The following is a 23,935-nucleotide window of genomic DNA, read 5'->3' on the forward strand; positions in this document are numbered from 1 at the left end:
CCTAGAATTGATTTAAAAATCTCATATCACTTTCGTATAATAGTCTTATATCGTCAATACCATACTTAAGCATAACCATTCTGTCTACACCGAATCCAAATGCAAATCCACTATACTCTTCTGGATCTATACCACAATTTCTTAATACATCTGGATGAACCATTCCACAACCTAATAATTCTATCCATCCTTCACCTTTACATACTTTACATCCTTCTCCATTACATACGAAACATGTAGCATCCATTTCTGCTGATGGTTCTGTAAATGGGAAATGGTGAGGTCTGAATTTAGTTTTAACTTTGTCTCCAAACATCTTTTGTGCAAATAATTCTAAAGTTCCTTTTAAATCTGCAAATGTTATATTTTTATCTATAACTAAGCCTTCCATTTGATAGAATATTGGTGAGTGAGTAGCATCAACTGCATCTGATCTAAACACTTTACCAGGAGATATCATTTTTATTGGAGGCGCTTGCTTTTCCATAACCCTAACTTGAACTGGTGAAGTTTGAGTTCTTAGAACTATATTATCATTTATATAGAAAGTATCTTGCTCACTTCTAGCTGGATGATCTTTTGGTATGTTTAAAGCTTCAAAGTTATAATAATCCTTTTCTACTTCTGGACCTTCTTCTACAGTGAATCCCATTGAGATGAAAATTTCCTTCATGTGGTCAAGAGTTAACTCTAATGGATGTTTTTTACCTATGTTTTCTCTTTTTCCTGGCATTGAAATATCAATGATTTCACTATTTAACTTTTCATTTTTTTCTTTATTCTTTATTGAAGTTAATACTTCTTCTAAAACATTTTCTATTTTAGCTCTTACTTCATTAGCTAATTTACCTATAACTGGTCTTTCTTCATTAGATAAATCCTTCATACCTCTTAAAATTGAAGTTAATTCTCCTTTTTTACCAAGATATTTTACTCTAATATTATCGATTGTTCCACTATCTTGAGCTGCTTTTAACTCTTGAAGTGCTTTTTCTTCTATGCTTTTTAATTGTTCTTGCATTTTAAATTCTCCCTTCGATTTATTAAATTAAACTAAAAAAAACCCGTCCCCAAAAGGGACGGGATATATCCGCGGTACCACCCTAATTAACATTATAAATATAATGTTCACTTAAAGAAATAACGGTTACTAACCGCTAATTGCTAATATTATTTCACAATTAGAACTCAAGAGTGAAATTTCTACATGGATTCTTTAGAAAAACTTCCAGCCTAGATTTTTCCTCTCTTAAAAGAATTTTCCCATATATACTGTTCTCTTTCAACGTTTATTAATATTTACTTCTTAAATAATTATAACCATATCTTTTATATTATTCAAGACTATTTTATAACATTCTGTCTTAATTTTTCATATAACATAATTGATGTAGCTACCGCAACATTAAGTGATTCAGCATCTCCAGGCATTGGAATTTTTACTTTTTTATCTGCTAATAAATATACCTCATCAGATATTCCATTTCCTTCATTCCCCACTGCTATAATAACCTTATCTCTTAAATCTTCCTCAAAGAAATTATTTTCACCTTGTAGAGAACTAACTACTAATTTAAAACCTTGTTCTTTTAATGTTTTTATAATAGATAAATCATTATCCTCTATAATTGGAACTTTAAATATAGAGCCCATAGTTGACCTTAGAGTTTTATCATTATAAATATCAACTGTTCCCTTAGTAATTATAAGAGCTGAAGCATTTACTGCATGGGCTGTTCTAATTATAGTTCCCATATTCCCTGGATCTTGAACCTTATCCACAAGAACTACAATATCCCCTCCCTTCATCTCCTTCTTCTCAATAGAAACCACAGCTATGATTCCCTGTGGTTTCTCTGTAAAACTTAATTCCTTTAGTAAATTTTCACTTAATACTATTTGTTCTATATTAGAATCTAAACTTAGTTTATCACCATGTTTTTCATTAAAACTTTCTGTATATAGAACTTTTTCTATCTTAGCATTATTTTTAATAGCTTCTTCAACAAACCTTAATCCTTCTATTAAAAATTGTTTATTTTGATTTCTATACTTTTTTTCTTTTAATTTTTTTATTTCTTTAAAAAGATTATTATTTTTACTTTCTATAAATAGCAAAACAATTTCTCCTTTATCTAGATATTTTATCCTCTAGTCTATTTAAATCCTCAACAGAACCAATTGCTACTATAACATCATTAGCTTCAACCACATCATCTGGTGATGGTGAAATATTAACATCATTTCCGCTCTTTATAGCCATAACATTTATTCCATATTTAGCTCTTAAACTTAAGTCTCTTATAGATTTGCCATGCCATTCTTTTAAGCTCTCTATTTCTATAATACTATAATCTGGAGAAAGTTCTATATAATCTAAAATGTTAGAGGATACTAAGTTATGAGCTACTCTAACTCCCATATCCTTTTCAGGTAAGATAACTCTATCTACACCTATCTTATACAATACCTTAGCATGTAAATCACTATTTCCTTTAGCTATTATATACTTTACTCCCTGCTCTTTAAATACCAAAGCAGCCATTATACTAGCTTGAATATTTGCACCTATTGTTATAACTGCAACATCAAAATTTCTTATTCCTAAGCTTTTAACTGCATTTTCATCTATAGCATCCATTTGTACTGCATGAGTTACATGGTCAGCAATTTCCTGTACAACATCCTCATTTGAATCTATAGCTAATACATCATTTCCTAAACCATACAAAGTTTTAGCAACTGATGAACCAAATCTACCAAGTCCTACTACAATAAATTGTTTACGTGCCATTAAAATCACTCCTACCCAATTAATATTTTGTCCTCTGGATATTTTATACCAGATTTTTTACTCATTCTATTTGTTAATGCTAATAATACTGTCATAGGACCTACTCTTCCTAAATACATAGTAATCATTATTATTATTTTACCAGCTGTATTAAGATGCTGTGTTAAGCCTAAGGTTAATCCTACAGTTCCATAAGCTGAACTTGCTTCGTACAATAAATAATTAAATTTATCTCCATCTGGTACACCTTGTTGAGTTATGCATAAAAGCATGGTAACAACAATAACTAATAACAAAGATAAAACAAATAAGGCAAAAGCTTTATATACAGTATCCTTTGATATTCTTCTCTTAAATACTTCTATATCTTCTCTTCCTCTTATTATAGATATTAATGTTATCATAAGAACTCCAAAGGTAGCTGTTTTTAATCCACCTGCTGTTGATCCTGGTGAACCACCTATAAACATAAGTATTATTGTTAAAAATTGTCCACCTAAAGTCATATCAGATGTTGATATTGTATTCATTCCAGCAGTTCTAGGAGTTACAGCTGCAAAAAAGGCATTATTAAACTTTTCAAATAAAGGCATATTTCCTATAGTTAATGGGTTTTTATATTCAAGGAATAACATTAATATTGTTCCTCCAATGATTAACACTCCAGTCACTGTTAATACAACCTTACTATGTAAGGAAAATTTCTTTCTTTCCTTATAATTGTAAACTTCACTCCATACAGTGAATCCAAGACCACCTATTATTATTAAGGCTGATATTGTATATATTACAACAGGATTATTAGCAAAAGCTGTCAAACTAGAATATTTACCTGAATATGTCCCCATTAAATCAAAGCCAGCATTACAAAAAGCTGATATAGAATGCCAAATACTATAATAAATCCCCTTACTTACACCAAAAAGAGGTATAAATTGAGTTGATAGTAATAAGGCTCCTAATCCTTCTACTGCAAAGGTAAATATTAATATATACCTTATTAATTTAACTAAACCTTGGATACTAAATGTATTCATAGACTCCTGTAATAGCAATCTTTCTTTTAATGTAATTTTCTTCCCTATTAATATAGCTAATAAAGTAGTAAATGACATAAAGCCAAGACCACCAATTTGAATAAGTATTATTATCACTGTTTGCCCAAAGTAATTCCAATGTGTTGCTGTATCTACAACTATAAGCCCAGTAACACATACTGCTGATGTAGCTATAAATAAGGAATCTACTATACTTGTACTTTGACCACTATTACTCGCTATTGGCAAGGATAATAAGAAACCACCAACCAATATAAGAGAAAAAAATCCTAAGGCAAGTATTTGGACAGAGTTAAATCTAATTTTCTTCCCTAGATTAACGTACACTTCTTCACCTCCAAGTAATAAAGAATAATACTATTTAATTAAAATTTTAAACTATAAATCTAATTTAATTTAAATTTAGCTAGACTTATATTATATCTTTAACTAATATTATAAATATTATTTTATAATCTATTATTCTTGTAAAAAAGTTTTAACACAATCTTAATCAAAACTTTATATAAACCTATACTTAATTCAGGTAGAGTTTTGACTCCATCTGAATATTTAGTGCTCCTTATCTAGAAACATGAGGCTATTTATCTCCTACTTATAGAAGATAAGAGTATTACACCTCTAGCTATTAGATAAATTCCTTACTTTCTTTCCCCTTTGACTAAAAATAATTATATGTGTAAAAAACTTTAAAAAAAAATGCGACTATATAAGTCGCATTAATATATTAAGCGTTTAATTGCTTTTTAGCTAATTCTACTAAATCAGTGAATGCTTTAGGATCATTTATAGCTATTTCAGAAAGCATTTTTCTGTTTATATCAACACCAGCTAATTTTAAACCATTCATGAATTTTGAATATGAAAGACCATTCATTCTTGTAGCTGCGTTTATTCTAGCTATCCATAATTTTCTATAATCTCTTTTCTTTAATCTTCTACCAACATAAGCATTTCTTAATGCTCTGATTACTGACTCATTAGCAGTTTTGAATAATTTGCTTTTTCCGCCATAGTAACCTTTTGCAAGTTTTAAAACTTTTTTATGATTTTTACGAGCATTTACCGCTCTCTTAACTCTTGCCATTTTACAGACCTCCTACTCCATCGTTTTTCTTATAGATATGGTAATAATTTCTTCATTGCTTTTTCTTGTGTAGTTGAAACATATCCAGTTTTTCTAAGATTTCTTTTTCTCTTAGCGCTTTTCTTTGTTAAGATATGGCTTTTGTAAGCTTTAGCTCTTTTGAACTTTCCTGTTCCTGTTTTTTTAAATCTTTTTGCTGCACCTCTATGAGTTTTCATTTTTGGCATAGTGATATCCTCCTCTCAAGTTATGCTTTTTTTGGAGCCAAAATCATTATCATGTTTCTGCCTTCCAATTTAGCAGGTTTTTCTATAATACAATGTTCTTCAAGTTTATTGAAGAATTTATCAAGTATTACATTTCCAACAGCTGAATGCTCAGCTTCTCTTCCTCTAAATCTAACAGTGATTTTAACTTTATTTCCATCAATTAAGAATTTACGAGCATTCTTTGCTTTTATATCAATATCATGCTCTTCTATAGTTGGACTAACTCTTATCTCTTTAATATTTATGACTTTCTGCTTTTTCTTAGCTTCTTTGTCTTTTTTTGTTTGCTCATAAAGAAATTTGCCATAATCCATTATTTTACAAACTGGTGGCTTAGCATTTGGAGAAATCATAACTAGATCAAGGTCTTTCTCCTCCGCAATTTTTAATGCCTCTTTTGATGACATTAAACCTAATTGCTCACCATCTCCAGAGATAACTCTTATCTCCTTTTCTCTTATTTCTTCATTCATTGCAATCTTTTTATTAATATCTTTCACCTCCGATAGAATTTAGCCAACACAAATATATAAAAAAAGGACGGCTATAAGCCGTCCTTTTGTTATCACAAACTATAAAAAGTGTAATAAACTACTCCAACCTTACTAAGCTTTGCCGTAAGGTGAGAAACGGCTGTTTCTACTTAACAAATATAATTTATCACGATTATTCATTATTGTCAATAATTTTTTATAAAATTTTTGTACTATTTTCAAATAATACTCTATCTCCAAAAACTGAAGATATAGTATTAAGAAATTCTTTATTTAAACAATAATCCTTGTTTATTATGGATATATGTTTTGGCGCATTAGTTATAAGTCCACTAATTATGATATCCTCAGCATTAGCATCCTTACTTTCTTTATTTTCTATTAAATCTTTTATAAACTCATCAAATAAGTTTTTTCCATCCTTATCTTCTACTACATATTCACCATTAGGTTTTATAGTTATATTTATAAGATCAATTTTACTTTCTTGAATTTCTACAAAATATTTTAGAAGTTTTATAAACTCATTATATTCTTTTTCTACCATATATAATTCTATAATTTTATCAACTATAAATTGAACATGATTTCTCATAGATTTTAATCTAAATCTAATAAATCCATCTATATTTATCTTACCTTCTTCAAAAAGAAACTCTTTTATTATATCATTTAAATAATTAATTTTATTTTGCAAAGAAATTCCTACATCATCACTTATTTTTTCTTTTCCTAGTAATATTTTGTTTACTTGTGAGTCTATTTCTATTATTTCGTCATGTCTTAAAAAGAAATAATTTTCTGTTATATATTCTAAAAGTTCTCTTTTTCTATATTCATTAATTATTTCTTTATAAATTAAATTTGCTACATAAGTAAATACTTTATTTTTTATAGTTTCTATATTTTCTGTATTTTTTCCTTCTTCTATATCATTACAAAATATTTTAATGAAGTGAGTATTTTTTTCTATGGACTCTGACATCCCTATATTTATACTCTTAGTTTTAAGAATATTTCTTAGTTCTTGTAAATCCTTTACAAAGTCTCTTTCACCTTCAAATGCTACTTGTATTAAAAGCAAATTTCTCACTCCTTTCTTTATACTTAGTATGGATTAAAACAGCACTGCTATACGAAAAAAAACTAGTGAATAATCGACAAATTCCTCATTATTTAGTAAGATGTTTTTAAAGAAAATTAAAGGAGAATCCATATGAATATTTCTTTTGTAGATTATAGATTAACAGAAAAACAAATAAACCTCTTATTAGATGAAGGTTTAAACATAATTAAGGTTCCTAAATCAAATAATTTATATGATGCTATTTCAGGTCATCCTGATATCCAACTAAATATTATTAATTCAAAAAAAATAATTTTAGCAAAAAACTCTAATCTTTCCTTAGAAACACTAAATCAATATAATATAGATTTTGAATATTCTTCTAAAGAATTAGAGGAAAAATATCCTAAAAATATTTTTTTAAATGCTGTTAATTTAAAAGATTTTTTTATACATAATTTTAAATTTACAGATAAAAATTTATTAAAACATGTTTCTGACAAAGAGCTAATAAATATAAAACAAGGTTATAGCAAATGTTCCATAGCTATAGTTAATGATAAAGCTTTAATAACCTCAGATTTAGGAATTTACAATACCTTAAAGAAATACCCTTTAGACGTACTACTAATTCCTTCTGGTGATATAATACTTCCTGGATTATCTTATGGATTTATTGGTGGAACCTGTGGATTAATTTCTGAGGACAAAATGGCCTTTTTAGGTGACTTAAAAAACCATTCTTATGGAAATGATATAAAAGACTTCCTTTTTAAACACAATGTTGAACCAATATATCTAGATGAAGGAAAATTAATTGATAGAGGAAGCATTCTTACTTTATTTTAAGCTTTAATATATTTTACTCTCTGATTAGCATAAATGTTAATGAATTAGCATATAAATATAAACTAAAAAAATAAGAGATTGTATTAAATCAACCTCTAAAATAGTTATATAACTAAAAAAAACAGGTGCTGTATCAAATCAACACCTTAATTTATATTACTTTCATAAACGTAGACTTAATTCAGGTGGAGTTTTGATTCCATCTGAATGCTTAGTCGCAGTTATCTAGAAGCGTGAGGCTGTTTATCTCCTACTTAAAAAAGATAGGAGTATTACAGCCTCTAGCTATCAGATAAATGTATTTTTTCATCTGCCGAGATAGCTATATAGGTACAAAATGCTGTGAACATTGAACTAGTACTAGAAGCTCTTTATTTTTGAACAATAGTTTCGTAAGTTCCCTTTTAAAAGAAGCTCAGTGCTAAATGCACTGAGTAACTTTCAGTTACCAAATCACAGATTTGGACTGTCAGTCAAACAAAGTGAGTTTGGAAATTTTAGAAACTGTTGTAGAAAAAAATATTAGAGCTTCTTTACGTAGATGAGTGGTCACAAATGATGAACCTATGTAGCTAGATAAAAGGTAAAGGGGATGTATCTGTATTTGATACATCCCCTTTGAATTATATTCTAAATTTATTTGTTAAATCTCTTAGTTTACTACTTTCCTCAAGCATTGTAGTAGAACTTGCTGTAAGTTCCTCTACACCTGCTAATTGCATTTCTAATAAGGATGAAACCTCTGACATTTCACTAGCAATTTCATTTGATGTAGCTGCTGTATTTATAGAACTTTCTGATATTTTTTCTGTTTTTTCACTTGAATTATTTATCTTATCTATTATTAATTCTGTTCTACTTATAGAAGTCATAAAACTATTTGAAAGATTTTCAAAAGTTTTTCTAGTATTTTCTATTCTAGATAAACCATCTTCTACAATAGTCTTACTTCCCGTAACTTCGCTTAATAATACCTTTAATTCACTTTCATTTTCTCTTAAAATACTTCCAGTTTTAATAGCTGATTCCTTACAACTATCTGCTAGTTTTTTAATTTCATTAGCTACAACAGCAAATCCTCTTCCTGATTCTCCAGCTCTAGCTGCTTCTATACTAGCATTAAGTGATAAAAGATTTGTTTGTTCTGCAATGAAAGTTATATCTTCTAAAATATCTCTTATCTTAACAAAACTTTCTTGTAAAGATAACATACATTCTCCAACTTTAAATGTCCTTTCTTTAATATCACTTATTACCATAATAGCATTATTCATTGCTTCTCCACCATTTTCAATTTCTGATGAAGCTTCCTTACTATGTTCCTTTAATCCATTTGCATTTTCTCTTATTTGACTCATATTGTCATTCAATTCCATTATTGCACTATTTAAAATTCCTATACCTTTTGAACCACTTTCTACTTTTTCCCCTACTTTTATAGTAATTTCAGTTATATTACTTGCACTTTCAGTATTGCTTTCTATAGTTTCTTGGAATTGTTCCATACTCATTATAGTTTCTTTAGTACTCGTATCTATAGCTTCTATAATATCCTTTAAATTTTCTGCCATAATTAAGAAATTATTTTCTAAAACTCCAAGTTCATCTTCTCTATTACTTTTAGATAAATTTAATACTGCTAAATTACCTTCTGCTATTTTTTTACTTTCATTAGCTATTTTATTTATTCCTTTTGTTATATTATTTATTGATATATATATTATATAACTTAATAATATAAGAGCTACAATAACTATTATTATTGTCATGTATTTTATAGTTGTTAATGGTCCAAAAAATTCTCCCTCAGCTGCATATAGTACTGCTACTAAATTTGTTCCTTCTATTACTGCTGAAGCATACAATTGATTATTACCATTTACATGGAACTTAGTTATTTTTCTATCTCCTGCTGTTAATGGATCACCTAACTCTGCAACTGCTCCATTATCAACAGTTCTTATATTCTCAGTTATCTTTCTTGAAGGATGTATTGCATAGTTTCCATCCTTATCAATAACGAATCCATGACCTGTTTCTGCTATTTTTATACTTGTAGAAATTTCTTTTAATTTATCTAAATTTACAATACCACCTATATATCCATTAGGAATCTTCATAGCTACTACTATTCCATTTTCCTCTCCAGTCATAGGATAAACCTTAGAAACAACTTTTTCTAATTCCTTTTTTCCTTTTAAATTCTCAAACCATTTTTCATTTTCAAAATTCACTTTATTCCCATAAATAGTGTTATTGCTATCTATAAAGAAAAGACCTTTTATGTACTGATTATTTGAATAATTATTCATATCTTGTGCTATATTTACAGTTATCTCTTCTAAAGTTTTTCCATAAGCATTTTTATAATAAATAGAATCTAAATATTCCTTACTATGACTTATAAAGTTCGACATTTGCATTTCATAATCAGCTAACACATAATTAATTTCGTCATTTATATTATTCTCAATAATATTCTTTGATAAATAATAACTCCCTCCTCCTATAATTATCATGCTTACTATACAAATTGATAATATATTTGTAAGCATTTTGAACCTTAAGGATTTTTTGTAGTTCTTGAAATAATCTAATCTTATTTTCATAAATATTCTTCAATTCCCCTTTCTAAAGTCTACATACAAATTAATCGTCGGCATTTGTAATAACTTTAGAGAGTTACTTAATATTTTTTCAACTTTATGATAAAACATTATTTCTATTAAATAGTTCAAAATAAAAAACAAACTTTATCATTAATAACTCTGACAAAGTTTGTTTTTATATTATTTTTACCTAAATTAATTCTTAGTTTATAGAATCAAAAAATTCTCTATATGCCTTTGAAAATTTAAATCCTGTAGTCTCATCCCAATTTGTTGACCAAGTCATAACTCCTCTAAACTTCTTATAACCCTCCTTATTTTGAAGCTTATACTTGCCACCAAAATCTTGTCCATTTATTAAATAATTTAAAGCTTTTATTCCCTCTTCTTCAGAAATATATCCACTTCCTGCTGCCTTTGTTGATGATGGTAAGCCTATAGCTACTTTTTCAGCTGGCAATCCTTCAAAGTAATTAGTAGTACCTCTTCCTAAATAAAAACCAGTAATCATCATCTCAGCCATAGCCACTTCAAAATCAGCAGTTCCTTGCATATAAGTATTTCCATCTAAAGCTTCTTGTGAACCATGGTTGTAATGTTGAACATGCAATAAAGTTAATTCATCTCTAAGTCCATTAATAACAGGTAAATATGCGCCCCATGGACCAGCATATGAAATTAATCCACCTTGAACATAAGTTACTTCTGGCGCCATTGTTAAAATGAAATTTCCACCTACTTCTTCTCTGATTCTCTTTGTTCCATTTATTAAATGAACAACTTTTGGAGTTGTAGGATTATTTAAATCTGTATCTCCTGCATCTAAGGAAACAGCTCCACCTTCTAAATCTAAATCCATACCATCAAAACCATAAGTTTTTATTATATCAACCATAGAATTAACAAAAGCATCTTCCTTTTCCTTTGTATCAAGATGTAATCTTCCATTTTGTCCTCCAATTGATATGATAACTTTCTTTCCTTTACTTTGTAAGTATTTAATTTCCTCCTTAAAACCTTCCTTTGTATTATTATAAGGTTCAAAAATCATAGTAGCTTGATCACTTAAAGATTCAGCAAAAGCAACATCTATTAAATCAAAATCTAAAGATGTATCCTTTAATGAAGTTGTTGTAGAACCATTATCAAAGTTATGCCAGTATCCTACAATAACTCTTTCAGGTAAACCATCATTTCCTAGCTCTGGTTTGTTACTATCTTCTTTTAAAGTAGTTGCTGAAACTAAATTAGAAAATTCACTTGCTCCAACCTTATTAACAGCTCTAACCTTATATTCATGTTTACTTTCTGCTGTTAAACCACTATGTGTATATTTATTGTCATTTACCTTTACTATTTTTCCATCAAGGGATAATTCATAATAATCAACATTATTACTAGAAACCCAACTTAATTCTATAGTTTTACTATCTTTAGCCTTTGCCACTAAGTTCTGAGGTACTGTTGGTTTTTCAACTACTTCTGGTGCTTCAGAAGTTTTTGCTGTCACCACACTGCTCCAGTCACTAACACCATTAGCATTTTACTTCTAACTCTATAACTATGAGTAGAACCTGCTTTTAACCCCTCATGATTATATTGTTCTCCATTTATTGAATTAACTGTACCATCAACTTCTAACTCATAAGAATTTGCTTCATCTACTTTATTCCATGTTACTATTATAGAATTTTCTCCATTAGTCATGGCTTTTAAATTAGATGGCACCTCTGGTTTACTATTATCTACTTCCTTTGTTACAGTAACATTTATTACTGAACTTTCGCTTACTCCAGCTCCATTAACTAACTCGCACTTATAACTATAAGTTCCTTTAGCTTTTCCTGTAATCTTAAAACTTGCTGATTGTGCCTGAGGGCTTTGATTTACCAAACTTTCTTCATGTATAAGCTTATTATTCTCATATAATCTCCATTTGTCTCCATTTTCTCCCCACCATATATTCATGGTGATTTCATAATTTGGCTCTCCACTCCAATTATTATGTTGTAAATTAGGAGTTGCTGGTTTTGCTAAGGCATATGCCACTTTTCCATCAACTAACACCAAAGTAAATAAAAATAGAAAACTCATAAAGGTAGCGGTAATTTTTTTTAAATTCCTTTTCATTAATATCCCCCCACAGATTCTTTATAAATAAATATTATCATATTAATCCTTAAATGGAATTATTTACAAAAATTTTATCAAAAAAAAATACTTACCCTAAACTAGAGTAAGTATTCTTAATTAAATAGTTAATATAGCTAAAGCTGTTTTTATTGAAACATTGTTATTTTTAACAAATTCTTTTCCTTCAGCTTTTTTTATTTTTATAACTTCAATTTCTTCATCTTCTTCAGCGTTATCAGAAGTTACTTCACCCTTAACTAACATTTTAACAACACTTATACTTTCATCTGTCATCCCAACAGAGGTATAACTAGGCTTTAAAATAATTTCTGAATTTATAGCCTCAAGTCCCGTTTCCTCAAAAAGTTCCCTCTTTGCAGCTCCTATAATGTCCTCTCCTGAGTCTATTAATCCTGCTGGAAATTCAAAAATAAAATCATTTATGGCAGGTCTAAATTGCTTTAATATTATAAATTCATCATTTTCTGTAATAGGAATTATCATAACTGCATCTGCTTTATTGTGATTTTTAGTAAGAGCAGCTAATTCTTCTTCTTCTCTTCTACTTGCCACAAAATATTCTTTTTTATTTCCACTTTTATTTATTAAGTCAAGCTTATACATATTTAAGAACTTAGAATTTGTTAATTTTTTTACACCTGTTAATTTCATGGTCCTTCACTTTCCCTTATATATATTTTACTTTAATTATATATTTTTTATATTTATCTGTAAAACATGCTTTCTTTAATTATTTATCTGATAGCTAGATGATGAAAAGACACCGAGCTCTAGGTAATTTTAAAAATTGGAGCTGTATTAAATCAGCATCTTAATTTATATTACTTTTATAAATGTATTTTTTTCATCTGCCGAGATAACTAGCTAAAAAGCAGAAAGGATGTATCTGCAATTTGATACATCCTCAATTAAATCTTAATTCATATTTTTAAGCATAAAAGATAAGAATTCTAATATTTCCCTAATAATACTTCTAGCAGACTCTTCTACCGTTATCATAGTAGTTTGTCTATCATTAAATATTAGATTTTCCTCATCAAGTTTTATAAATTTCATATCTTCATGTGAAACAAACCAAGGTGTTCCAAATTTATTTTTACAATAAACTCCTCTAGTTGTTAATAAGAAACCTTCCTTACCTGACTTAAATATAGTGCTATCAAAACATAGTATTGGTCTTTCTCCATTTTTAAGGCTAGCATAAGAATTTATAGCATTTTTAATTTTTCCATCTATTGAGGACCTTGGGTCTTGATATTTAATATGTCTTCTAACATTTATATCAGATATTTTTACAACGTAAGCTATAAGTTCATCTAAAGATGTTGGATTTCCTTTATATCTTGCAAATACATTATTTCCACGGAGCATATCCTCTACTCTTAAACTATTACTCTTAACACTACACTCTTCGTATTTACACCTTTCTTCACCAACTAACATTTTATAAGAATTTATTAAATCAGTTATGAAATTCTTAAATATATCTATTTGTCTAAATCCTATAAATTCAAATTTATATTCTCCTGCTGTTGTTGCTAAGAATATATATGGCCTAAAGTATCTTTGAGAATTTTTAAATTCACTCTCTTCTTTCCATATTATTTTCTTTATATCCTTAAATAATAATGCTCTATCCCAACTTGAATGATATATAGCCTTTGAAGTTATTAAGAAACCATCTTTATTATTTTCTTTTCTTAAGGTAAATAATTCTTTATCCCTTAATTCATTTCTTGTTTCTTCAAAATTTCTAATGAAAACTCCACAGTGGAAATCTTCATCTTTAAAACTACATAGCTTTGCTTCTAAGGACATACTTTGATATTTAGAGAATACTTCTAAAGCTTTATCAATAAATTCTAATTCCACAGCGTCCTCGTCATTAAGTGTTATTTCAGAGTTTCCTATTTTATTTTGAATAGCATAAAATTCGTGAGTTGAAAATCCACTTCTTTCCTTTAATTCATTTAAAAGTTCACTTTTTTTATCTTCACTAATAGGTTGCATAAGTATATTTTGTGATAAAGCTCTTACATACTTATACATAGAATCTCCAGATTTATCACTTAAATCTAGTTCTCCAAACCACCTACCATATTTCATAAGCTCCATATCTCTTGCTTCTATGAGATTAATTTTATAATTAACTCTTGCCTCAATAATTGCAGCTTCTAGTTTATCTTGATCATATTCATATTGTAATGCATTTAACTTTTCTTCATAAAGAGACTTTCTTATATCATAGTCCACTAAAGAAAAATCTACATCTTCTGAAATTATAGTGTTAAAGTTTGAAAGTTCTGTATCAATTATTATTTTTTGATCTTCAATATTATAATGTTCTCTTAAATAAGCACATCTATTATTTCTTTCTTCTTCATCACATCTACTTTTCTTAAGATCATTCATAGCCTTTCTATAAAGCTTAATCCTAATATCTTCATTTACATTCTTATAATTAACTACGCTTATTACTCTACCAAAGTTATTAAGTTCTGTTTGTACTATAGTATTAGCATCTGTTATATTAAATTTATTTTGTAAATCTTCACAAAATCTTCTTATTTCATCAAATTCTAATTCATTATAATTTAATTGTTCTATAGATTCAGTGTATATTTTATTCCCCATCTCTATTAATTCATTATTTATAGAATTACATCCTTCTCCAGATGGTTCAATAACCTTATAAGCACATTCTAATAAATATTTTCTAATTTCTATATCATTTTCACTAAGCCTATCTATAATACCCAAATGCGCTTCCTCTAAGTAAGGATATTCCTTTAAAGCACTTATTAAAACAAAGGAACGTTTCTTTTCATCATTCTTTGTATCTAATTTCTTTAATTCCTCTAAATGAACTAATCCCTTTTGCTTACTCTCAATTATTTGAATTAAATCTAATGTTGAACCATATAAATTTTGTGTTATTAATTCATTTATGTTATACAATGCTCTATTAGTAAGATTAGCTACCATCATTATTAATATGTCATCTATAACTTTAAATGCTTTAAATTCTTTTTCATTTGAAATTACCCTTTTCATTTTACAATTTCTTATTATTTTTATTACATATTCTATAACTGGTCCAGTAAGCTTGGACATTATTTTCCTTGATTCAAATTGCATAGTAGATCTAGCAAGCCAAGCAAAAGTTGTTTCATCTTCTCCATCATCTATAGCTTTATTAAGAATATCAATTTTCTCAGCATACTTAAGTATTACTTCATAGTTAAAGAACCCTTCTAAAGTATACTCTGGAATATTATCTAAATCTATTAAATTACTTTCTTTTAAAGAAATCATTAAATCATTTAAAAAATCAAAATATGTTGCCTTAAAAATTGATACCATATTAGTAGCTGTAACTTCTTTTCTTTTTTCTATAGAGAAAAGCTCACTCTCAAATCCAATTCCATAACTTATTGCTAAATTAAGTAACCTTACTTGCATAGTTATAGTTTTATTTTTTCTATTTTTATCTAATATTTCCTTATATTCTTCTAATAAAGTTTTCTCTCTTTTATGAGCCAAAACTATCCCCTTATCCATTATATTAGTTTCATAATCGAAAATATTTTCCTGATTATACAAAGAATTATCTATACCTTTTAAATAATCATCGTTTAACTCTTCTTCTAATATATCATTAGTCTTAATATTAGATGTATCTTGACCATAATTACTTTGAGAATAATTACTTTGAGAATAATTATTAAATTCATATATTTCTTCAACTTCTGCATCAAAATTATTCTTATGTATATCATAATTTTCTCTCTCTCTTGAATTATTAGTAAATTTATTGATTATTAATTCTAAAATTTTATTTCCATCATCATCAGATAGATCTAAATCTCTCCAAAATTCAACAATCTCTTCTCTATCACCACTATCTATGCTTTTGTTTTCTATATCGAATCCACTAAATTCCAATATATTTTCAATAAAACTAATTAATGCATCAAATTTATTACTTAATTCATTTGATGCATTCTCAACTTCATCCTCACTTAACCCCAAACTTATTCTTTTTTGTTGTAAAATAGCTAAACTTTTAGGGTTATCGATTTGACCTCTAAAGAATAATCTTTTATATGTTTCTAAATATCTCACTAACTTTTCATTCATATTCTCACACCCTTTTCATCTCAATGTCATCAAATATATTTTAACATAATTACTATCTTTTTCCTAGTTTTTATATAAATTCCTATTATTTTTTTTCGACCTTCTATAACATTTTTTCTATTTATGAATTCGTTTTCTTTAATCATATTAAATTATTTTACTCATCTTAGTTACTATGTTTTATAATATACTAATTTCCTAGATAGTCCCCCTTTAAAATTCAAATGAAGTTTAAGACTCCCTTTAATTTAAATAAAAGACTCTATTTTAAAATAATAAAACTCCTTTACTTTTGTATATGTACCAGATATGTTACTATAAACAAAAAAATTTTTAATTCTAATAGATTCTTTTTCTGAGCTAAATGTATTTATCCATTTGTGCCATTTCATATAGTCACTACAGAATAAAAAAAAGCAAGTAATTTTTAAAATTACTTGCTTCTTGGAGGCGCCACCCAGATTTGAACTGGGGAATAAAAGTTTTGCAGACTTCTGCCTTACCACTTGGCTATAGCGCCTTATTAAATTGGAGCGAAAGACGGGACTCGAACCCACAACATTCACCTTGGCAAGGTGACGCTCTACCATTGAGCCACTTCCGCAATATGGTGGCTCGAGCAGGAATCGAACCAGCGACACGAGGATTTTCAGTCCTCTGCTCTACCGACTGAGCTATCGAGCCAAATGTCTTAAGTCATCCTTAAGACATTATTAATTATAATATTTTAAATCATTTTTGTCAACTATTTTTAAAAAGTTTTTTAAAGATTCTTTAATAATTCACCAATTTGTTCATTAGTAAATTTATATCCAGTTCCACAGAAGTTGCATTTTATTTCTTCTTCTTTACCTTCATTATATATTTCTTCTAAATCTTTTTTACCTATACTAATAAATACTTTTTCCACTTTTTCTCTACTACAGTCACATTTGTATTCTGGAGTTATTTCTTCATTGTATATTTTTAAATCCATACCATCGAATATTTCTTCAATTATATTTTCTATAGTTTTTCCTTCTGATAACATTGTAGTTACAGATTTTGTTTCTTCTAATCTATAAGTTAATAAATCTCCTAAAAGTTCATCAGCACCAGGCATTAATTGTATTATATATCCTCCTGCTGCTTTTATGCTTAAGTCAGTATCTACTAATACTCCTAAAGCTACTGCAGTTGGAACTTGCTCTGACATAGTATAGTAATATGCTAAATCCTCAGCCACTTCTCCACTATATATTGGAACCTGTCCAACATATGGTTCTCTTAACCCTTGATCTTTTATTACTGTAAGCATTCCATCTTTACCTATAGCTTCTCCTACATTTAATTTCCCATTAGCAACATTTAAAGGTAAGTTAACATTAGGATTACCAATATATCCTTTAACTGATCCATCTGAATAAGCAGTTACTGTAACTCCTTTTGCCGGTCCGCCACCTTTCATTTGAAGAGTTATAACTTCTTTCTCTGATTTTAAAGTTGATCCCATTAAAACACCAGCTGTTAATAATCTTCCTAAAGCAGCAGCTGCTGTTGGTGTACACCCATGAATACGACTTCCTTCATTTACTAAATCTCTAGTTTGAGCTGCTATTATTCTAACCATTCCATCTTTAGCTGTTGCTCTTATTAATTTATCCTTCATAAAAATTTCCTCCGTTACTTTTTTAATATGTATAAGATTCTTTCACTATCTTCTTTTACACTATTATAACTGTATCCTTCATTTTTGGAAACAATATTGAATCCAACTTTTTTCACAATATCCTCTATAAGTTTTTCCTTATAAGCTCTTTCTTCATGTATTTCAGTGAATCTTTCATATAACTCTCCATCTCTAATAAAGAAATTTAAAGTCATTTCAACTATTTCATCTTCAAATATATTTTCCCATGAATAAAATATATCTTCACTGTCATAGGTATATACATTGTTACCAAGAACCTCTGATAATTTATAATAAGAATTTATATCAAATATAAATAAGCCATCATTCTCTAAATGCTCATATACAGACTTAAAATATTTCTCTAAGTCTTCTTCTTCTAATATGTAGTTAGTTGAATCTAAAACACAACTTATTAAATCAAACTTTTTTAATAAATTCAATTCACACATATCCTGACATATTATTTTACCTTTAACTTTAGAAGCCCTTAACTTCGCATCTGCTTCTATAAGCATATCTTCTGATAAATCTACAAAGTAATTATCTTTGAAATACTTTCCTACTAATATGCCTACATTTCCTGTTCCACAGGCTAAATCTAAATAAGAATTAAAGTTAACATCATATTTTTTGCAAGCATCTACTAAGAAATTGCTTATTTCCTCGTAATTTATATCTTCATTTATGAGTTCATCATAGACTCTAGCCATTTTGTTATAACTGTCCATAGATTTCTCCCCCATCTAATTTAAATTATACATAAAATATTATATTTAAAAGTATTTTTAGTCAATATTTTCGTCTACCTAATATAATATCATTACTTGGTATCTTCCTTTCTTTTTTTCTTTTAGTCATTATCCCTCCAATTCGACCAGTTTCTTCTGCTGTAAGTCCCCCCCAACCTAAACTATCAACCTTGTCCTTTAATCCTAATTCATCAGCTATTTCATACTTCATTTTTTCCCTAAGTTTTTCTTCTTCTGTAAGTTCCTTATTAGTTTTTAATTTACTTTTTATTATTTTTTTCAAAGGTGTCTTACTCATTTTAAGTCCTCCTACTTTATACAATTATTCAAAAATAATATTCATATTCAAAAGTTTTAATTGTATCCTTATATTCTTATTTAGGTAAAACCCTGCATTAACTAATATTTTATAAAAAACAAATTTAGAAAAAGCACTTATTTTATCCTACTTTCAAATATATAGATTATAGTTATTTTTCCCATTTTCTAAAACATTATACTTATTATATTCAAAAAATTAATATTTTCTTAATTTTTTCATTAATAAAACTTGCTAATTAAGACCATTTTGAACTATTATTGAATATATAATATTATTTATATTTTAGGAGGGGATAGTTTTGTATAATGTTGCAATAGTCGGTGCTACAGGTAACGTAGGAAGAAAATTTTTAGAAATACTTGAAGAAAGAAATTTCCCAATTAAGGAGTTATTTTTATTTGCTTCTAAGAGATCTGCTGGTAAGACTTTACCATTTAAAAAAGAAAATTATTTAATAGAAGAATTATGTGAAGAAAATATAAAAAATAAAAAAATAGATTTTGCTTTATTCTCAGCAGGTGGTGGACCTAGTCTTGAATTTGCTCCTATATTCGCTAACTATGGTGCTGTAGTAATAGATAATAGTAGTGCTTGGAGAATGGACCCTAAAGTACCTTTAGTTGTTCCAGAGGTTAACCCTGAAGATATTAAATGGCATAATGGTATAATTGCCAATCCAAATTGTTCTACTATACAAGCTATGGTTGCCTTAAAACCATTAGCTGATAAATATGGTTTAAAAAGAGTTGTTTACTCTACTTATCAAGCTGTATCAGGTGCTGGAATTCAAGGGATATTAGATTTAAAAGAAGGTACTTGCAAAAAATTTACACAAAATATAACGGGCAATATTTTACCACATATAGATGTATTTTTAGATAATGGATACACTAAAGAAGAAATAAAAATGATTGAAGAAAGTAGAAAAATCTTACACGATTCAGATTTAAGAGTTACTGCTACAACAGCTAGAGTTCCTGTATTAAATTCTCACAGTGAGAGCATTAATATAGAACTAAATACAGCTTTCGATTTAGATGATGTTATAAATACTTTTAAGGAAGCTAAAGGACTAGTTGTTATGGATGACTCATCTAAAAATCTATATCCTACCCCTTTAAATTGCGATGGTAAGGATGAAGTATTTGTTGGAAGAATAAGAAGAGACTTTAGTGTTGATAACGGATTAAATATTTGGATTGTTGCAGATAATATAAGAAAAGGTGCTGCATTAAACGCAATACAAATAGCAGAATTATTAATAAAATAATTTACTTAGGAGGTATTTTTCATGGCAATTTTTAAAGGATCCTGTGTAGCTCTAGTTACACCATTTAATGAAACTGGAGTTAATTTTGACAAATTAAAAGAACTTATTGAATGGCATATTGGACAAGGAACTGATGCTATCTTAGTTTGTGGAACTACTGGTGAAGCAACTACTATGTCACTTCAAGAAAGAAAAGACACTATAGAATTTACAGTAAAAACAGTAAAAGGAAGAATACCTGTTATAGCTGGTACTGGAAGTAACAATACCAAAGCTTCTATAGAAATGAGTATTTGGTCTGAAAAAATGGGTGTTGATGGACTTCTAGTTATTACTCCTTATTATAATAAAACATCTCAAAAAGGATTATATGAACATTTTAAGGCTATAAATGATGCTGTAAAAACTCCAATAATCCTATATAATGTTCCATCAAGAACTAATATGAACATAAGTCCAGATTTACTTTTAAAATTATCTGATCTTAACAATATTGTAGCTATTAAAGAAGCTAGTGGAAACTTCTCTCAAATAGCAGAAATGAAAGCTCTTTGTGGAGATAAAATTTCAATTTACTCAGGAAATGATGACCAAATCATTCCTCTTTTATCACTTGGTGGAGAAGGTGTTATATCTGTTCTTGCCAATGTTTTACCTAAAGAAACTCATGAAATGTGTGAGCTTTACTTAAATGGCAAAACTAAAGAAGCTTTAGATCTTCAATTAAAATATTTAAATCTTGCTAACTCCTTATTTATAGAAACAAACCCTATTCCTGTTAAAACTGCAATGAATTTAATGGGCTTTGAATGTGGTGAACTTAGACTTCCACTTTGCGATATGGAAGAAGTTAATCTTTCTAAATTAAAGGATGTTTTAAAAGAAAATAACTTATTAAAATAACTTGGAGGATATTATGGTTAAAGTTTTATTAAGTGGTTGTTGTGGTAAAATGGGTACTACAATAACTAATATGGTAGAAAATAAATTTCCAGATGTTAAAATAGTTGCTGGATTCGACAGAAATACAAATGTTACAAGAAGTTACCCTATATTTGATAATGTCAATAATATAGATGTTGACTTTGATGTAATACTTGACTTTTCAAGAGCAGAAACTTTAGGAAGCTTAGTTTTATTAGCAAAAGCTAAAAATAAAGCTTTAATATTATGCTCAACTGGATATACAAAAGAAGATTTAGAATTAATAGAAAATACTTCAAAAGAAATTCCATTATTTAGATCAGCTAATATGAGTATTGGTGTTAATATAATGAATAATATTCTTAGAAAAGTTTCAGATGTTCTTTATAAGAATTTCGATATAGAAATAATTGAAAAACACCATAATCAAAAAGTTGATGCTCCTAGTGGAACTGCACTTATGCTTGCTCATAGTATCCAAGATTCTATTAAAGATGAAACTAAATTAATCTATGGTAGAGAAGGTATACAAAAAAGAGAAGAAAATGAAATCTGTGTTCACACTGTAAGAGGTGGTGGAATTATAGGTGACCATGAAGTTATTTTTGCTGGTGATAGCGAAATTATAGAAATAACACATAAAGCTATATCAAGAGACTTATTTGCTATGGGTGCAATAAAAGCTTGTGAATTTATGTCTACTGTAACTTCACCAGGAAAATATGATATGGACAATGTTTTAAATATTGAATTTTAAATAAAATTTAATTACACAAGGGGATGTATCAAATTACAGATACATCCTCTCTGCTTTTTCTCTAGCTATACATTGACAAATTAAAACTCTATACCTAATCTTGCTTGAACTCCCTCATTAAAATAATGTTTTACAACATTCATTTCTGTTACTAAATCAGCCTTATTTATAATTGCTTCCGTTGGATATCTTCCTGTCATTACAAGCTCTACTGTATCTGGTTTTTTATCCATCAATTCTAAAACCTCTTGCTCTGTTAATAACTTTGCTCCTAAAGCACCCATTATTTCATCTACTATAACTACATCATATTTTTTTTCTTTAAATACATTTAAAATAAAATTATATGCTTTCTTTGTTTCTTCTTCTATTTGTTTACGTTCACTTTCATTTAACTCCCAAGTAAACTTTTTTATAGTTTGAAATCTGAAAACATCTATATTATCTATTTTTTCTAAACTATTTAATTCTGATGTTTTCCAAGCCTTCAAAAATTGTACTATACAAACTTTAAGCCCACTTCCTGCTGCTCTTATAGCTAAGCCCATAGCTGCTGTAGTTTTCCCTTTACTTTCTCCTGTGTATATTTGTATATATCCTTTTTCCATAACTCTACACTCCTATTACTTTATCTCATAACTAAAGGCTGTAACACTCCTATCCTCCATAAGTTTAGGATGAATAGACACAACCTCCTAGTTAACTTTCACTAAAATTTAGTTAAAGTAAAAACTTTATCTAAATTAAGTTTCAGTTTATCTTAATTATTTTAACATACTTATATATTATTCTTTTATATTTTACCTCATAACTAATATTCTAATTCTTTATAAGCTTAAAATAAAAGATATATATTTCTAAGTGACTTTGCTATAAATTCAAATGAAGCTTTACTCTATGTAAATTAAACCTCACTTTATAACAAAAATTTAATTTAGATGAAAAAAGACCATTCATTACTGAATAGCCTTAAATATTATATAATTTACATAATTTCTTGTGTTTCTATATCTGATGGTTGAGATTGTGACTCATCAACCTTTTCCATTTTAGAAATAGATACTTCATAAGCAACCTTTTTAACAACTTCCGTTTCAGAAATTTTCTTTTGGTATTCTCTGCTTTGAAGTCTTCCCCATATTCTTATATTATCTCCTACTTCTAATACCTTACAGAATCTCGAATTTCTTCCCCATGCAATTGTAGGAATATAATCTGACTTGTTATAAGCTCTATTAACAGCTAATAATAAATCTGCAATTTCTCTACCAAAAGGTGTAGTTCTATATATAGGTTCTTTACATATAAATCCATCTAAGAATATCTCATTAGGATTTTTACTTCTTTCTAAACAAGGTTCTATATTTCTAGCAAAAACTGTTAATATAAGTTTGTTGCTTCCATCAACAAATTTATTGTAACTTCTTAATTGGCCTTCCACTATTACATCTTTACCAATAGTTAAGTCCAGTTCTGTCATTAATCTTTCTGACACTGTTATATTCAAAGTATCCTTTGAATCACTTAATCTCATTACATCTAAATCGAAAGTATAAAAACCCTCACCATACATTTCATGACTAAATTCTAATTCAGATGAAACTGTTCCTTCTAAGTAAATCTTGTTATTTAACATTAAATTATCCATGTTAATCTTAACCCCTCTCCCCATCAGTTGTTTAAATAAATTCTTTTCATTAATTTTGGTATTTAATCATTGT

22 protein-coding genes, 3 tRNA genes and 2 other annotated features are annotated in these 23,935 nt (G+C 28.1%); of the genes, 4 read left to right on the top strand and 21 right to left on the bottom strand.

The annotated features are described in order from the left end of the window. Position 1: 1 nt before the first annotated feature. The 8 genes from pheS to ytxC all read right to left on the bottom strand — a co-directional run bounded on the left by pheS (position 2) and on the right by ytxC (position 6,786). Positions 2-1,021, bottom strand: coding sequence for a phenylalanine--tRNA ligase subunit alpha (gene pheS, locus ARA19_RS11585; RefSeq protein WP_055071128.1), 1,020 nt, complete (start codon positions 1,019-1,021; stop codon positions 2-4). A gap of 51 nt (positions 1,022-1,072) precedes the next feature. Continuing rightward, positions 1,073-1,295, bottom strand: a binding site (T-box leader). A 49-nt stretch (positions 1,296-1,344) separates the two neighbouring features. Further along, complete coding sequence (locus tag ARA19_RS11590; RefSeq protein ID WP_055071129.1) at positions 1,345-2,118, bottom strand: TrmH family RNA methyltransferase; 774 nt, start codon at positions 2,116-2,118, stop codon at positions 1,345-1,347. Between the two features lie 13 nt (positions 2,119-2,131). Then, entirely contained in the window at positions 2,132-2,794 is a 663-nt protein-coding gene (locus ARA19_RS11595) for a potassium channel family protein (RefSeq protein ID WP_055071130.1), read from the bottom strand. An 11-nt stretch (positions 2,795-2,805) separates the two neighbouring features. Beyond that, positions 2,806-4,179, bottom strand: a complete 1,374-nt coding sequence (locus ARA19_RS11600; RefSeq protein WP_055071131.1) for a TrkH family potassium uptake protein — start codon at positions 4,177-4,179, stop codon at positions 2,806-2,808. A gap of 400 nt (positions 4,180-4,579) precedes the next feature. Next, positions 4,580-4,939, bottom strand: coding sequence for a 50S ribosomal protein L20 (gene rplT / locus ARA19_RS11605; protein WP_055071132.1), 360 nt, complete (start codon positions 4,937-4,939; stop codon positions 4,580-4,582). 29 nt (positions 4,940-4,968) lie between these two features. After that, complete coding sequence (gene rpmI, locus ARA19_RS11610; RefSeq protein WP_055071133.1) at positions 4,969-5,166, bottom strand: 50S ribosomal protein L35; 198 nt, start codon at positions 5,164-5,166, stop codon at positions 4,969-4,971. 20 nt (positions 5,167-5,186) lie between these two features. Further along, positions 5,187-5,681, bottom strand: a complete 495-nt coding sequence (gene infC, locus ARA19_RS11615) for a translation initiation factor IF-3 (RefSeq protein WP_055071134.1) — start codon at positions 5,679-5,681, stop codon at positions 5,187-5,189. A gap of 53 nt (positions 5,682-5,734) precedes the next feature. Then, positions 5,735-5,859 (bottom strand) — a sequence feature (ribosomal protein L20 leader region). 39 nt (positions 5,860-5,898) lie between these two features. Next, the gene (gene ytxC / locus ARA19_RS11620; protein WP_055071135.1) at positions 5,899-6,786 is read right to left on the bottom strand and encodes a putative sporulation protein YtxC; all 888 of its coding nucleotides are present in this window, start codon (positions 6,784-6,786) and stop codon (positions 5,899-5,901) included. A 132-nt stretch (positions 6,787-6,918) separates the two neighbouring features. On the opposite strand from ytxC, the gene ARA19_RS11625 reads away from it, so the two are divergent. After that, positions 6,919-7,617, top strand: coding sequence for a DUF6873 family GME fold protein (locus ARA19_RS11625; protein WP_055071136.1), 699 nt, complete (start codon positions 6,919-6,921; stop codon positions 7,615-7,617). A gap of 623 nt (positions 7,618-8,240) precedes the next feature. Here the strand turns inward: ARA19_RS11625 and ARA19_RS11630 are convergent. From ARA19_RS11630 to ARA19_RS11680, 11 genes are all read right to left on the bottom strand, one after another. Beyond that, entirely contained in the window at positions 8,241-10,226 is a 1,986-nt protein-coding gene (locus ARA19_RS11630) for a methyl-accepting chemotaxis protein (protein ID WP_055071137.1), read from the bottom strand. A gap of 202 nt (positions 10,227-10,428) precedes the next feature. Continuing rightward, positions 10,429-11,739, bottom strand: coding sequence for a chitinase (locus ARA19_RS11635; protein WP_084764479.1), 1,311 nt, complete (start codon positions 11,737-11,739; stop codon positions 10,429-10,431). Next, positions 11,733-12,356 carry a chitinase N-terminal domain-containing protein gene (locus ARA19_RS11640; RefSeq protein WP_055071139.1) on the bottom strand — a complete coding sequence of 208 codons (624 nt, stop codon included), beginning with the start codon at positions 12,354-12,356 and terminating at the stop codon, positions 11,733-11,735. The genes ARA19_RS11635 and ARA19_RS11640 overlap by 7 nt, the downstream gene beginning before the upstream one ends. A gap of 120 nt (positions 12,357-12,476) precedes the next feature. Then, on the bottom strand, positions 12,477-13,031 hold the full coding sequence (locus ARA19_RS11645) for an NUDIX hydrolase (protein ID WP_055071140.1): 555 nt from the start codon (positions 13,029-13,031) through the stop codon (positions 12,477-12,479). 264 nt (positions 13,032-13,295) lie between these two features. After that, a complete protein-coding gene (locus ARA19_RS11650; RefSeq protein WP_055071141.1) occupies positions 13,296-16,520 on the bottom strand; it encodes a hypothetical protein in 3,225 nt (1,074 codons plus the stop codon). 445 nt (positions 16,521-16,965) lie between these two features. After that, a tRNA-Cys gene (locus ARA19_RS11655) sits at positions 16,966-17,040 on the bottom strand. 9 nt (positions 17,041-17,049) lie between these two features. After that, positions 17,050-17,124: transfer RNA gene (locus ARA19_RS11660), tRNA-Gly, on the bottom strand. Between the two features lie 4 nt (positions 17,125-17,128). Next, positions 17,129-17,204, bottom strand: a tRNA-Phe gene (locus ARA19_RS11665). 79 nt (positions 17,205-17,283) lie between these two features. Beyond that, positions 17,284-18,168: an Hsp33 family molecular chaperone HslO gene (gene hslO / locus ARA19_RS11670; protein ID WP_055071142.1), complete on the bottom strand. Its 885-nt coding sequence runs from the start codon at positions 18,166-18,168 to the stop codon at positions 17,284-17,286. 14 nt (positions 18,169-18,182) lie between these two features. Next, positions 18,183-18,920, bottom strand: coding sequence for a class I SAM-dependent DNA methyltransferase (locus ARA19_RS11675; RefSeq protein WP_055071143.1), 738 nt, complete (start codon positions 18,918-18,920; stop codon positions 18,183-18,185). Between the two features lie 61 nt (positions 18,921-18,981). Then, entirely contained in the window at positions 18,982-19,239 is a 258-nt protein-coding gene (locus tag ARA19_RS11680) for an alpha/beta-type small acid-soluble spore protein (protein WP_055071144.1), read from the bottom strand. A 322-nt stretch (positions 19,240-19,561) separates the two neighbouring features. On the opposite strand from ARA19_RS11680, the gene ARA19_RS11685 reads away from it, so the two are divergent. From ARA19_RS11685 to dapB, 3 genes are read left to right on the top strand one after another with little or no spacing between them, the layout of a single operon-like run. Further along, complete coding sequence (locus ARA19_RS11685; RefSeq protein WP_055071145.1) at positions 19,562-20,533, top strand: aspartate-semialdehyde dehydrogenase; 972 nt, start codon at positions 19,562-19,564, stop codon at positions 20,531-20,533. A 21-nt stretch (positions 20,534-20,554) separates the two neighbouring features. Further along, complete coding sequence (gene dapA, locus ARA19_RS11690; protein ID WP_055071146.1) at positions 20,555-21,436, top strand: 4-hydroxy-tetrahydrodipicolinate synthase; 882 nt, start codon at positions 20,555-20,557, stop codon at positions 21,434-21,436. 13 nt (positions 21,437-21,449) lie between these two features. Continuing rightward, positions 21,450-22,214 (top strand): 4-hydroxy-tetrahydrodipicolinate reductase, encoded by a 765-nt coding sequence (gene dapB / locus ARA19_RS11695; RefSeq protein WP_055071147.1) that lies wholly within the window; start codon positions 21,450-21,452, stop codon positions 22,212-22,214. A gap of 80 nt (positions 22,215-22,294) precedes the next feature. Here the strand turns inward: dapB and ARA19_RS11700 are convergent, their stop codons facing one another. Together ARA19_RS11700 and ARA19_RS11705 are read right to left on the bottom strand one after the other, a co-directional pair. After that, positions 22,295-22,822, bottom strand: a complete 528-nt coding sequence (locus ARA19_RS11700) for a cob(I)yrinic acid a,c-diamide adenosyltransferase (protein WP_055071148.1) — start codon at positions 22,820-22,822, stop codon at positions 22,295-22,297. Between the two features lie 377 nt (positions 22,823-23,199). After that, entirely contained in the window at positions 23,200-23,862 is a 663-nt protein-coding gene (locus ARA19_RS11705; RefSeq protein ID WP_055071149.1) for a single-stranded DNA-binding protein, read from the bottom strand. Positions 23,863-23,935: the final 73 nt, after the last annotated feature.

The sequence above is a fragment of the Clostridium massiliamazoniense genome (genome assembly GCF_001403635.1).
Classification (GTDB): domain Bacteria; phylum Bacillota; class Clostridia; order Clostridiales; family Clostridiaceae; genus Sarcina; species Sarcina massiliamazoniense.